Consider the following 13131-nt stretch of genomic DNA (forward strand, 5'->3'; position numbering starts at 1 on the left):
CTAACTTGATCGCTTCTCGTTTAAACTCTGAATCGTACTTGCGATTCGATCTCATGACACACCCTCCTGGTCCGTTATGATATATGGTGTGTCCTCAAAAGTGAAGATAGCTCAGGGAATGACGTTGTTAACCCATGTCTAAATATTCCGGTGCGACTGGGGAGATAACCAGAATTCTGCTTAATAACTAGTTAGGCACAGGACAAAATTATGAATGATCTCTCAAAAGACGTGCTGCTAGACGATCCATTATCTGAAGAGACTAGAAAAGAAAGAAAAATTCTACTTGGTGTTAGTCTGATTGGTATTGCCATGGCAAAGGCTGGAATAGTGCCCACAAAAATCAGCATACTAGGAATTGAACTGGAATCAGCTAAACAAGGAGTTTTGTTATACCTAGCAGCATTTATAGTTATTTATTATATTCTGGCTTTCTCAATCTATGCAACATCAGACTTTATCGCGCATAGAAAACGTATTTCATTATTTTATGTCAAGAATGTCCAATTATTCATGGATCTAATAAGTGAGCCCAACAGAGATAAAAGCGAATATGAGTTTCTGTTGAATGAAACTAAGGATAACTTGCGATTTTGGAAGACATTATCGCCAATTGCTTGTGTAATCAGGTCAGCATTTGAGTTTATTCTCCCCGTACTGATCAGTGTTTATGCAGTATATGTGCTAATAATCCTGGCAATACAAAAGGCATAACCGGGCCGAGAAAATTCCCGGTGCGCCTTGTGACGTTAGGTCAGTAAACAAGCAGTATAAGTATCAGGTCTAAACATTGACAGCATCGACTCAACCGTTAAATGCTTAGACGCGATAGCTATGTTTTTACCTAATCAACATAACAAAAATCCAGAAAGGAATTAATTTATGATTGATATTAGATCACTCACGAAAAGCCCATTGGGAATTATAAGTATATTTGTCTTGCTGATAGAAGTTGTAGCTACAACTACTGTCTCTATTGTATCCGACAAACAACTCCTAATGGTATTGATTGGGTTTATTTGTTTTTATCCAACGCTAATAACATTATTATTCTTTTACGTTCTTATGAAGAAACCTCAGGTGCTATATGGACCAGGAGATTTTAAAGATGAAGAAATATTCAAATCTTTGCTTACAAATATTCAGACCCTTTCCGCTAGGCAGGAAATCAATCAAATTGACCCTAAAGCACCAGCCGAAGCTTTTCTTAAGCCAATTAGAACATTGCTGTCTCAGGGTGACATCTGGACTGCTATAAGCGTTGCTAGGTCTTCTTTGAATGAAAAGAATTTTGAAGCTGCACGAGTGATTTTTCAATTTCTAATTGAAAATTATCAAGGTAGTCCAGATGAGCTTGGAAGAATATATGCAAATATGGCCTACGCTCAAATTGGTTTAAAGGATTATGAAGGGGCGATAGTCAATTTGAATAAAAGCAAATCAATCAGGGGAGGGGGCGAGGAAAATTTGTATGCTTGGCATAGAGTTGCCTTAGCATATTGCTATTACATGTTGGGTGACAAACAGAGGGCAGAGAAAATTATTTTAGAAGCAAAAAAACAAGAAGGATACACTGGTGCAAAGGTTGATTTTTTTAGGTACTACCCAGAAATTTCTCATCTGTTATAGCAAGAACCATGGGCACATTAGATTCGCAGAGGAATATGCCAACGAAGCGCAACAGCGGACGGCAAAACCACCGCCGCTGTGCTCTCAGCGTTATAAAGACGACGTAAATACGAAGTTACGAACGCGATAAAATAGGATCAACACGTAATTGCAAGGAGTTCCAATTGAGACAGATGCCCGAGGCTATCATTTATTCCACAGTTTTCCTCATGACGGTTTCCTTTGTCATTTGCGGAATTTTCTTCAGTTCGAACAAGAGCCTTGGCATCTGGTCTCTCTTTAGCGGAATAGTATTTGGAGTGCTTACTGTGTTCTTGTATTGGCAAAGCGATATTTGGAAGATTCAAGCAAATAAAGAAGCAAATGCACAAACCAAACCAATTGAGACCAAGGTAACGGTTGACACTCATATTTCTCCTCGTCCAAAGAAAAAAAGTAAAACATCTATTAAAACCGATACTTTGCTTGCGACTGAGGCTCATCAGACTGCCTACTCTCCGCTAAACAATGACCAACTCAAAAAAGAAGTTCTAAATCTAGTTGAAAAAATGCGTAACTATTTGGAACGCAAGCACCTTCAAGATCAAACTAAATCAGATTATTACTTTAATAAAATGCGTGAAGCCAAAACAGAAGGAGAGAGGCAACTAATTTGGGACACTCAAACACATGATTCACAAACATCAACTCCGTTGAATTTTGAATATAGCGAAAAGTTTAAAGCAGATGCAACGCTCATCCACGATGAACTGCTTAAACGCCTACCAAGTGAGCCGAAAGACAGACCAGGGATGAGAGCTGACTATGAGCACCCAACAAACCCTATCGGTTTAAATATGCTAATTGACGACCTAGAAAGATTGGCTAAGTCACTGCCAAAATGAAGGAACTTATAACAAGGCAGGTGGAGCGGTGAACCCGTTAACCGAACCAGCCGTTGGGAAGCAAATATAACCTACAGTTGCTGATACATACGAGGGGAATATGTTAATATTCCGAATTCTGGGTTTACTTACCTTGCTAATATTGATAAACGGTTGCGCCATTGTTGGAGTAACATATTGGCCCTTTTCCAGAGAGATCTCTACAAGCGAAGAAATCACACACCTTTCAAAAAGGGTCTGTGATGCTTATCCTGCAAGAGGCGAAATATCAATAAAGAGTAAAGAGGAACTTATTTCTTCCTGGGGCAGACCTTATCGTAAAGAGATTACTGGCGGAATTGAGAAGCTTACTTTCGAAAGAGAACGCTTTGGGTCTGGAATAGGCCTGTGGTTGGTGCTGGTCAAAATTCCTCTAGTGTGGCTACCTATAAACAAGAACGAATGCATAGTCGATATTGAGAATGACAAAGTAGTGCGCTTCAGCCATTACAGACAGGCAAGTAATAAGTTCTACGGCTGTGGGGTTTACTACGATTGGGTTGTTACGGGGGGCTGGCAATACGGATGCGGAAATGATGGGGGCCTAGGAACAGCCGTTCAATAACTTCATCTGTGAGAGCCTAAAGGGACATTCGAGTACGGAGGACGTATAGCATCATAAGACTCTGCGGAAAACGCGTAGCCCAACAAAGCACAGCAGCGGACGATATACCGCCGCTGTGCTCTCGGCGTTGGGGAGAAGGAATACGATGAAGGAAATACCCCTGACCTCAGAGACAGGAAGGTTCTCACTTAGTTGCGAGCCCGATGACAGCGGGGATTACCTCGTTGCTATTGAAGCAGAAGCAGATGGATTCTACGGGCACGCAGATGCGGGATCTGCGGGATCTGCGGGATCTGCGAGATCTGCGGGTCAGGCTTGCGAAGTTGCAATCTCTGATCCTCTCGGTCGCCAACTTTGCAACATTGCAAGCCTGACCCTAGATTTCCCATACTGATAAAGAAGATATCCATCAAGACGGATTGAGACGGACGGTTACAACGCTGCCCACCCTGAAGGCGTTCTGCTCTTAAATCCAAATAAACCGGAGTAAGCATCAATGTTCCCAACTTTCCCGCGACTACATACCGAACGACTAGTCCTGCGTCAGATTGTACCGTCTGACGCAGATGATCTATTCGGTATCTTTTCTGATGCAGAGATAATGCATTATTGGAGTTGTCGACCTTATACGTCCGTTGAACAAGCGCATAAGCTCATAGAGAGCATGGAACTGACGGCTGACAACGGCATAGGCATTCACTGGGCAATCACGCTTGCCGGAGACGACCGACTGATTGGCAAGTGTGGCTACAACGAATGGCGCAAGGTGCATCGGCGCGGTGACGTGAGCTATTTGCTGGCGCGCGACTTTTGGGAGCAAGGGATCGTGAGCGAGGCGCTTCGCGCGATGCTTGATTACGGTTTTAGTTCGATGAATCTGCACAGCGTTGAGGCCGGAGTCACTCCAGGGAACGATGCCTCGACGCGGATGTTGGAGAGACTCGGCTTCCGCCTTGAAGGGCACCTACGGGAGAGCTTTTGGGCCGAGGACAGATTCGTGGACTCACTGATCTACTCGCTGCTCAGACAAGAGTGGAAATCTGCTCACACCTGAGTTGTCAAGAGCCGAGGGAACCGACTGAACCGAGGGAGCCGAGAGGCATGAGAGGCATGAGAGGCATGAGGGGACAGTGGTAGTTGTGTAAGAGGATGAGGGCAGAGGGGACGCACGGGGATCTGGGGTAAGGCTTGCGAAGTTGCAAGCTCTGATCCTCTCGGCAGCCAACTTTGCAACATTGCAAGCCTGACCCTAGATTTCCCTGGCGCGCTGGTGCGACCCGGGCCCGTTATCCAAGATGAAATTGATGCCCCCGTCTCCCTTTTCTCTCTTGCATCCAGTTGCAGGAGGATCATGCTCTGACGGTGTGATGGGTCTACGAGTTCACATAGGACAATATGAAGGGAGGCAAAGGTGCAAGAGGCACTGAATGATCTTGAGGGTAGCGAAATCCTGAGCCGGGAGCAGGCGGCGCTGCTACGACGGATCTACGGCCGGGAACTATTTTCTGTGCACTGGGAACTGCGGTTGGTCCTCTACGGCGGCATACTGATCCTGACTACCGGACTCGGCCTGCTTGTCGCCAAACATTTTGCCTCCATCGGCCACCTGACCCTGATCGCGGCGATCGCCCTGGGGTGCGTGGGCTGTTTTGCATACTGCTTGCGCCGCGGTGGCGGTTTCTCACCAGAAAGTCTCACGACGCCCGACGCGGCGTACGACTACGTCCTCCTGCTCGGCTGCCTCCTCCTCGGAACGCTACAGGGGTATCTGGAACTCCGCTACCAGGTCCTCGCCCAATACTGGAACTGGTGGCTGCTGGCCTCGGCCCTCATCTATCTCCTCTGCGCCCATTACTTCGACAACCGCCTGGTCCTCTCCCTGGCCCTCTCCACCCTTGGTGCCTGGCTCGGCGTGAAAACTAGCCAGCTTGGCGCGGGGCTCTGGGATGGCACTTTGCGCGACAGCGCTCTCTTTTTCGGGGCGCTCGTCATTGCGGCGGGGGCTATCCAGACCCGGCTCGGCTGGAAACGCCACTTCCTTCCAGTCCACCTGCATCTCGGGGTCAACGTACTCCTCTCTGCCCTGGTAGCCGGGGTTGGCTCCCGCGCCGGCGGCTCGGCCTATCTTGCCGGCCTGCTGCTGACCGGCAGCGGCAGCGCCTTCTACGCACTGCGGGAGCGCAGCTTCGCCTTCCTCCTCTACGCCGTCCTTTACGGTATGTCGGCATCACAACCTTCGTGCTCGATCTCGGTCACTGGAGCAGTGAAGGGATCATATTCTACTTTCTGGTCAGCGCGACGACGCTGCTGACGGCCTTGGTGGCCTTGCATCGCCGCTTAGGGAGTGCTGAATGATCGATCTCTACGAGAAAGGTGAACGCCGGGTCACAGTGGTGGAGGAGGCCCTGCGCTGGCAGAAGGCCGGGATGATCACAGCGGAGCAGGCCGCTGCTGTGGCAGAGCGCTATCGTCCGGAATTGGTGCGGGTAAACATCTTCATGCGCATTCTCCTCGCCGTGTTCACCATGGTTGGAGTGACGGCCCTAGTGGCGATGCCGGCCGTGGTTCTAAATGTTAGGGAAACGGGCTCCGCCCTGTTGTGCCTGATCTTCGCCCCACTCTGCGCCTGGGTCGCCGATCACGAGCTCATTGCCGGTCGCCGCCTCTACCGCTGCGGCGCCGAGGAGGCGTTGCTGCTACAGGCGGTCGGTATGCTCGCCCTAGCGGTCGCCCTCCCCGCCCACCAACTGGGGCACGATACTGAACGTCTGGCCTGGCTGACGGCGCACATGATCGTCCTGGCCGGTGCGATTATGCTCACGGTCCGCTACGGCTATGCGCTGGCCGCGTTCGGGGCGGTGCTCGCCCTCGCCGGCCTCCCCTTCCATCTTGCGGACATTCTCCATTGGCAGCAGCCGCACCTGCCTCGGCTCGTCCTCCTGCTGACGCTCGGTGCAGCGGCAATCTGGGCGCAGCGGCGGCTTGCCGACCGCAATAGCCTGCACCGGGGCTACGTCTGGTCCCTGGAGACTGTGCGCCTCTCTGCCTGGGCTGGGATCTACCTTGACGTGAACCTCTTTGCTCACCGACTCCTCTGGCGGGAATGGCTCGGGTGGACGCCGGGAGGATCGCTACTCCCCTGGAGCGATCACTTCTGCGCCCTGCTTACCGCCATCATACCGATGGCGTCCCTGGCGATGGGAATCGGCCGCCGCGACCGGGCACTGCTCTGGTTCGGCGTTGTTTCCGCCATCTTGTCGATCCTCACCTTGAAGTACTACATCCATCTCGGGCATCTTCCCGAGGAGTTGACGGTTGCAGGGCTGTTGGTGGCCGGTCTCGCCTTCGGCCTGCTGCGCTGGTTGCGCACCGGTTCCAAGTTCTGTCGGGGCGCCTTTACCGCCGAACCGCTCCTCGAACCGCGTCTGTATGGTCTCGATGCCGAGGCTCTAGCCGCAATCCAGCCCCTCACCCCGGAGGTCAGGGTGTCCCAGCCCCAGGGACTCCAACCCGGCGGCGGCACCTTCGGTGGCGGCGGTGCATCCGGCGGCTATTAGATATCAGAGATAAGAGCAGTTGGAATGTGCAGATATGGACATTAGACATCCTAACTTGAAGCTCCCGACCAGGCCCGTGGACCGGATCGGTAAGCGCGAGCCCGGTTACCGCCCAGATGTTGAGTGAAAATCTAGGACCCTAAAGGCATGGAAAATTCTCCGATATTCATAATAGTCTTCCTTGTAGTTGCTACCTTGGTTGCTATTCCGCTATCCAAACTGATTTCACGCGGGTTGCTAACGAGTTGGCGTGAACTCGCGGTGGCCTATCCTGGTAAAGAGCTGGAACTGGGGATAAAGAAACGATTTACATCAGCGATGATCGTCAGTAGTGGGTTGCCCCTACGGTTTAACAACATGCTACAACTTTCAGCTAGTTATGAATATTTAGGCTTAAGCACAAATTTCTTTAGCCATCCAGAGGTCCTGATCACCAGATCCGACATCAAATGCTTCAATGACAAGTCGGCTTGGCTGTTTACAAAAGTGGAAATATGTTTTCACAAAAGTGATCTTTCGGTAGTTTTTTGGGGGCGCGGCGGGAGATTTGTAAAAGAGTGGTGGGAACAAGAACTCGCTGTTCACAGAAGCAGGTGAAAGATTGGGTGAAGTTCGCTGGATGACACAGAAAGGGTCTTGCAGCAGCCCGTAGAGGGCGACTGAAATGGAGATAAAAATGCGAAAACTGGCTCTGTCTATGGTAGTCGCTCTACTCACTGTAGTCGCATCAGCGCTCGCCGGCGAGAAGCAGAAAGATTTCAATTTCAACGCCCAAATTGGTATAGCTGAGATCACCGAGGCAGGCGACGGATGCCTGACCATTTTCAACCCAACAATTCAAGAAAATCAGAAGATACAGTTGGTCGTTCTCGAAAAGCAGCAGAAAGTCATTGAGAAAAAAATCCTTAAGACGCTCAACGCAACTTGTTCAAGAAATCCTGAAACGCCACGCGACGCCTCGTTTTACTCATTTCCAATCGATAAAGATGAATATTTTCCTCCAGCTATTGCCGTAGTTGGATTTGCTGGCGTTTTCAAGACGACAAAAGGAAAGGTTCAAGCCGATCTCGACGGTGATGGAGCTTATGAGTCCTTCCGGTCGTGCACTAGCAATGAGGGACTGCATTTGACTGTATGGGCAGGAGAGGCGCTGAAATCGAAACGACAGTGGCACGAATACTACTATCTGGGCTATGACGTTGAGCCATCCTGTAAGCCAGCTGATTACAACGAATAATGGTAAAAGTGGTAGTAGCAGTCTCTTGACGCTCCGCGGGACAAGGAGACGCTCTTGAGTTATTGATGTTCATCCTGTGCAGATTGCCCAATCAAAATATCAAGAACGTCTCGCTCATCCCTCCAAACATAAATTAATTCACTGGTACAAGATAGGAAACCGAGCGGAAGTCGTAGCCAAACGCTGGGGCAAATTGGGCACCGTCGTAATAGACGAAACGGATGTACTTCACCAACGAGAGGTCGACGGGTCCGATCAGGCCTGTCGTTGCTGTCGTTGCTGTCGTTGCTGCCGGTGTGATCGCCAGTTCTCCATTAGATGCAAAAAGACCGGTGCTGGAATGGTCTGTTGTGGTGTATTCAAAGTTGGTGTAGCCGAGATAGACGTTATTGGTGTCGTAGAGCCAGCAGGAACTGTTATACGCTAGGGGCTCAGCATTGAAAAACTCGTTCCTGACATTCGCCAGGCCCGTGCTGGTTATCGATCCGCCACCGACTGACGAGTATTGGACGGTATAGCCGAAGGTGGAGAACCTCCCGAGCGCAGGGACGTATTGGGAGGGGTTGGTGTACGGGGTCCACTCTTCTCGCACATACACGTACGGATGTGTCGCATAGGCCGAACTTCCCGGCTCATGGAACTGCTTACGGTAGGACGAAGTGGTGCCGTTTTTCAACCTTAACGTGAAGGTCCAGGTGCCTGCTAAAGGGAGTTGTCCCGGAGTATTAGAGTTGACAAGCTTGGCGGTCAGATACGGGTGGCCACTGCTTGTAGTGCCTGTATTATTGCTGTTTGCCGTTACCGTCCAGCGCCCTACCCCATCAGGAGGAGTCGCAGTAAATCCCTCGATTTCACTCGCTGCAATAGCTTGGTCGTAATAGACCCATACATTCAACGCTATGGCGTTGTTGGAATAATCGGCGGGAAGGTCGTTGTAAACCCAGCCCACACTTGTGACGAGACCTGGAACCGATTTATCATCGCCGCCACCGCCACCGCATCCCGACAATACAAGCAAAGAGCCGACAAAACATAACATCACCAAACGACACAGCAGTTTCACGCAAACTCCTCCTATCATAAAAGAAACCTTAACAGTACTGCACATCATGCGCAGTCTCACTGACTTACCCTACCCCCACGGCTTCTCAAAGAGCGGCGTACATCGACACGGACACAGATAAAAGTAAACCCATTAAAAAAGCCGCCAGTGCTGGAATTAGCACTGGCGGCTGAAAAAATAGGAGAGGTTGCCTTTTACTGGTGTCATGTCGACCTCTTAGCAAGTTTAGGGAGGTGATACTTATACCTTTGTTTACGGGGTCGGGTCAATGAGAATGTTTAAAGAGGAGAAAAAGGTAGAGCGGGAATGGGAGGCAAATCCCCTCTGTCTCCCCTTCGCAAAGGGGAGGACGTGAGGGCGCGCGCAACGGTTAGGGGGCAACATGTTTGGCGGGAATGAAAGGCAAATCCCCTCTGTCTCCCCTTCACAAAGGGGAGGACGTGGGGGCGAGCGCAATGGTTGGGGGGCTACATATTCGGGGGTGCACACAGGGGGGGACGGACAAAGAAAAAGAGCCTTACGGCGTAAACCGTAAGGCTCTTTTTGTATGGTGGCGGTGCAGGGACTCGAACCCCGGACACTACGGATATGAACCGTATGCTCTAACCAACTGAGCTACACCGCCAAGCTTTTTATTGTAATGATGTCAGATACCTACTGACCTCTCAGCGACTCTTTCGCGCCGCCTCAAGAGACACTCTTTATATTCTAGAGTGCCTTTTTTGTCAACAAAAAATTCTGCTAAAAGTTTTTCATCTGTCACAGTTCGGTACCGTACGGCTATCTACTTCACGATATCCAGAAGCTCGACCTCGAATACCAGTGTCGCGTTGGCCGGAATCTGCCCGGAACCGCGCTCGCCATAGGCGAGATCTGCGGGGCAGACGAGTTGGGCCTTGCCGCCCACTTTCATCTTCTGCAGCCCTTCGGTCCAGCACTTGATGACCTGGTTCAGCCCGAATTCGACGGGATGGCCGGAGGCGTAGGAGCTGTCGAACTCTTTGCCGTCGATAAGGGTGCCGCGATAGTTGACCTTCACCTTGTCGGTGGCAGCCGGGCTGGCACCGGTCCCTTCCTTGAGGGATTTGTAGATAAGACCGGAGGGGGTCTTGACGGCATCCTTTTCCTTGGCGGCCTTCTCGACGAACTCTTTGGTTTTCGCCGCCAGTTTCTCACCCTGCGCGTTGCGGCGCGAGAGCGCCAACTGCTGGATCTTCGCCTTGTAGGGCTCTACGTCGAAGGGGGCTTTGCTTTCCACGCCGTCCTTGACTCCCTTCAGCACCTGTTCCATCTCGTCTTGCGACATGTCGAAGACAGCAAGCTGACGGGCCATCACCTGCCCGATCGCATAGAAAGTTTTCTGGTCGTCCGCTTTCTTCTCGTCGGCCGCATAGGCCGGTAAAGCAAAAAGTGCTACCAGTGCAACAATCAAAAGTCTGCTCATAGTACTCCTCCTGTAGTGGTTTTTACGAAGGTACAACTATACCAGTTATGCAACGATGTGCATCCAACAGTTGATCCAGATACGGCAAAATGAAAAACAGCACCCCGGGTGGAGGTGCTGTTTGTGATACAGGTGCAAGGCGAGCTACTTCTTCGCCTTGGGTGCGGCTGCCTTCGCTTTGGCCACTTTAGGCGCCTTGGCGGTCTTGGCCGGTGCCTTGGCCGGCGCCTTGGCAGCTGCTTTGACCGGCTTGGCCGGCTTGGCTGCCTTGACGGGCTTGGCAACACCCTCTTTCTTCGCCTCTATGTTGGCCATACGGACTTCACGGGCCTTGGCAAGGTTGTCGGCCAGGCCACGGTCCTGGGCCATTTTGCGACGCGCCTCGGAATAGCTCTTGGCGGAAAGTGCCTGCTTGCTGGAGATGCCGTACTGCTTCTTGTAGGCACCGGGCTTCATGCCGTGGGCGGTGCTCAGATGGCGGGCCAGGGTCTTGAAGCCTCCCTTGCCACAAATGAGGCAGACGACCTCGTTCTTCTTGAAGGCCTCTTTGACTGAAACTGAAGGACGTGTCTCTTCTACACCTTCAATAGCCTGTCCGGCCTCCAGGTTTTTAAGTGCCGCGTGAACCTTGGCTATTTCTGCAAGAAGCTCGTCCGACGTCATCGGCGTGCTGGAGGCGTGCGATGAGACGAGTTGTGCCGCTATTTCTACTAATGTCGCCATTAATCATCCTCCTCGTTAATATGATTGACTGATTAATAGCAGAGACAAAAATATTGTCAATAATAAAATACAAATAATGTACGGCTTAAGCCAGGGATTTCTGGAACAACGATCATCAGCACCAAGTACATTCGCACTCGACGCAGGGAGTGATGTTTCCAAGTAGCGAATGATCTAAACGGCTGCTGTAGTTAGCATTGAAGGAGGGATATGGGTGCAGAATCTTGTGCGACAGGAGTGGCCCACAAACATCAGGGGGTATAAAACGCGGCACGTCCCGCACCTAACAGCGCAGTATCCTCATTGAGAATGACGTGCACCGGGATGGACTGTACCAAGGGGCTCAGCCTTCCCTTGGCGGTAAAGGCGACCATGAAGGTCGCACCCTTGAGCAGGTCCAGTATTTTGGGGGCGATGCCGCCGCCCAGGTACACCCCGCCGGTTGCCAGGAACCTGAGTGCGGCGTTGCCTGCCTCGGCGCCGTAGATGGCGATGAACATGTCCACTGCCTTGACGCACATCGGGCAGCTATCTTTAAGGGCAGCGCGGGTGATTACCGCAGGAGGGTCCAGGCTTGCCATGGCGTCGACCACCGCGGCTTGCTCCTCGAAGTAACGCCTGTCGCGCAGGAAGCGGTAGATGTCATGCAGTCCGGGACCGGAGAGAACGCGTTCGTAACTCACCCGGCCGTGTTTGGCCTGCAGGTAGAGGAGCAACTCGGCTTCCAGGTCGTTGCGCGCTGCGAAATCGGCGTGTCCCGCCTCGGAGGGGAGCGGCCGGTGGGTGCCACCGTCCCAATAGGCGAGCGATTCGCCGAGTCCGGTCCCCGCGGAAACGACCGCGATTGTGGCGTCGGGATGGGGCGTGCCGGCATTGAGGGTGAAGAGGTCGTCCTGTTTCAAGGCGGCGATGCCGTAGGTGTTGGCTTCCAGGTCGTTGATCAGGCGGAGTTGGGCAAGCCCGAGGGTCTGGGCGAGATCGACGCTGTCGATGGTCCAGGGAAGGTTGGGGGTGCGCACGCGCCCGTCGATGATGGGCCCGGCTATGCCGAGACAGGCCCGCTCGCAGATTATGCCGTGCTGCAGTGAGAAGTGGCGCAGCATCTCGGTGAGACTGCCATGCGCTGCACTTTTATACTGGGCATGAGCCAACACGGTGAGTCCCGCGGCGTCCGCCTCGAAATAAGCGAGCCGCGTCGAGGTTCCTCCCACGTCTCCTGCCAGGATCAGCATACTCCCCCCTTCCGGCCCAGCGCCGGCCACGTCTGAGCATACCATCCGCCCGTGCAGACGCTACTTTCCTTTCTGCGGGTGCGCGGCTGGCGCTTACACCACGACGCATACTCCCGGCAGCCCCTCACCCGCCCTTCGGGCACCCTCTCCCAGAGGGAGAGGGAACGGGAGAAATCATCTCCGCTCGAGCAGGCTCTTGGTGATCTGCGCGCTCAAAGCGGCCAGGGCACGGCTGAAAGCGGCGGCTACCGCCTCGTATTCGGAACCGGTCACCTGCTCCCGAATCTCGGCCCGCCCTTCCCTTCTGGCGTTGCCGGCTCCGCGCACCACCCAGTTCGCCCCCAGCGTGACGCTTTCGCCCGGCACGCTTTCCAGCCGCACGATGTCGACCAGTACGCGGTACTGCGCCGCTGCGGCGGAGACCTGGTCGTAGGCATAGACGCGGCTCGATCCCAGCAACGGGCCGAGGTCCTGCGCCAGCAGGCGCGGTATTTCGTTTTTCAAGGGCTCGGCCCAGCGGTGCGACTCCAGGACGGCGACGCGGTTGGGCGCCACCCGCACTACCAGCTGCGGCCGGTTGACCAGTTCGGGGATGGTGACCGGCCCGACGGCGACGGCGCTGGAGAAGGTATTTTGCACGGCCGCGGCGGGCGTCGCCGGGGTGAGGGTGTAAAAGGTGACGCGGGGCGACCTGCTGCAGGCCGAACCAAGCAGCAAGACGGCAACGACGGCCAGGGGGGCTGATATCCTGCGCATGG

General features: G+C 52.8%; 14 protein-coding genes and 1 tRNA gene. 9 read left to right on the forward strand and 6 right to left on the reverse strand.

Annotated features, from left to right (window positions below):
- Positions 1 to 210: 210 nt before the first annotated feature.
- From JFN90_RS02605 to JFN90_RS02645, 9 genes are all read left to right on the forward strand, one after another.
- Positions 211 to 714 (forward strand): hypothetical protein, encoded by a 504-nt coding sequence (locus JFN90_RS02605; protein ID WP_199393552.1) that lies wholly within the window; start codon positions 211 to 213, stop codon positions 712 to 714.
- A gap of 168 nt (positions 715 to 882) precedes the next feature.
- A complete protein-coding gene (locus JFN90_RS02610) occupies positions 883 to 1629 on the forward strand; it encodes a tetratricopeptide repeat protein (protein ID WP_199393553.1) in 747 nt (248 codons plus the stop codon).
- Between the two features lie 164 nt (positions 1630 to 1793).
- Positions 1794 to 2513, forward strand: a complete 720-nt coding sequence (locus tag JFN90_RS02615; protein WP_199393554.1) for a hypothetical protein — start codon at positions 1794 to 1796, stop codon at positions 2511 to 2513.
- Between the two features lie 100 nt (positions 2514 to 2613).
- Entirely contained in the window at positions 2614 to 3117 is a 504-nt protein-coding gene (locus JFN90_RS02620; protein WP_199393555.1) for a hypothetical protein, read from the forward strand.
- A 496-nt stretch (positions 3118 to 3613) separates the two neighbouring features.
- The gene (locus JFN90_RS02625) at positions 3614 to 4171 is read left to right on the forward strand and encodes a GNAT family N-acetyltransferase (RefSeq protein WP_199393556.1); all 558 of its coding nucleotides are present in this window, start codon (positions 3614 to 3616) and stop codon (positions 4169 to 4171) included.
- Positions 4172 to 4528: 357 nt separating this feature from the next.
- Positions 4529 to 5428, forward strand: a complete 900-nt coding sequence (locus JFN90_RS02630) for a DUF2157 domain-containing protein (protein ID WP_199393557.1) — start codon at positions 4529 to 4531, stop codon at positions 5426 to 5428.
- 115 nt (positions 5429 to 5543) lie between these two features.
- Positions 5544 to 6674 (forward strand): hypothetical protein, encoded by a 1131-nt coding sequence (locus tag JFN90_RS02635; RefSeq protein WP_199393558.1) that lies wholly within the window; start codon positions 5544 to 5546, stop codon positions 6672 to 6674.
- 147 nt (positions 6675 to 6821) lie between these two features.
- A complete protein-coding gene (locus JFN90_RS02640) occupies positions 6822 to 7271 on the forward strand; it encodes a hypothetical protein (RefSeq protein WP_199393559.1) in 450 nt (149 codons plus the stop codon).
- Between the two features lie 79 nt (positions 7272 to 7350).
- Entirely contained in the window at positions 7351 to 7911 is a 561-nt protein-coding gene (locus JFN90_RS02645; RefSeq protein ID WP_199393560.1) for a hypothetical protein, read from the forward strand.
- Between the two features lie 133 nt (positions 7912 to 8044).
- On the opposite strand, the gene JFN90_RS02650 is transcribed toward JFN90_RS02645, so the two are convergent.
- The 6 genes from JFN90_RS02650 to JFN90_RS02675 all read right to left on the reverse strand — a co-directional run bounded on the left by JFN90_RS02650 (position 8045) and on the right by JFN90_RS02675 (position 13129).
- Complete coding sequence (locus JFN90_RS02650) at positions 8045 to 8974, reverse strand: hypothetical protein (protein ID WP_199393561.1); 930 nt, start codon at positions 8972 to 8974, stop codon at positions 8045 to 8047.
- A 548-nt stretch (positions 8975 to 9522) separates the two neighbouring features.
- Positions 9523 to 9599: transfer RNA gene (locus JFN90_RS02655), tRNA-Met, on the reverse strand.
- A 159-nt stretch (positions 9600 to 9758) separates the two neighbouring features.
- A complete protein-coding gene (locus JFN90_RS02660) occupies positions 9759 to 10418 on the reverse strand; it encodes an FKBP-type peptidyl-prolyl cis-trans isomerase (RefSeq protein WP_199393562.1) in 660 nt (219 codons plus the stop codon).
- Between the two features lie 144 nt (positions 10419 to 10562).
- Entirely contained in the window at positions 10563 to 11141 is a 579-nt protein-coding gene (locus tag JFN90_RS02665) for a MucR family transcriptional regulator (protein ID WP_199393563.1), read from the reverse strand.
- Between the two features lie 251 nt (positions 11142 to 11392).
- Positions 11393 to 12373: a glucokinase gene (gene glk, locus JFN90_RS02670; RefSeq protein WP_199393564.1), complete on the reverse strand. Its 981-nt coding sequence runs from the start codon at positions 12371 to 12373 to the stop codon at positions 11393 to 11395.
- A gap of 174 nt (positions 12374 to 12547) precedes the next feature.
- Entirely contained in the window at positions 12548 to 13129 is a 582-nt protein-coding gene (locus tag JFN90_RS02675) for a PqiC family protein (protein WP_199393565.1), read from the reverse strand.
- Positions 13130 to 13131: the final 2 nt, after the last annotated feature.

It is taken from the genome of Geomonas propionica, from assembly GCF_016458235.1.
Classification (GTDB): Bacteria; Desulfobacterota; Desulfuromonadia; order Geobacterales; family Geobacteraceae; genus Geomonas; species Geomonas propionica.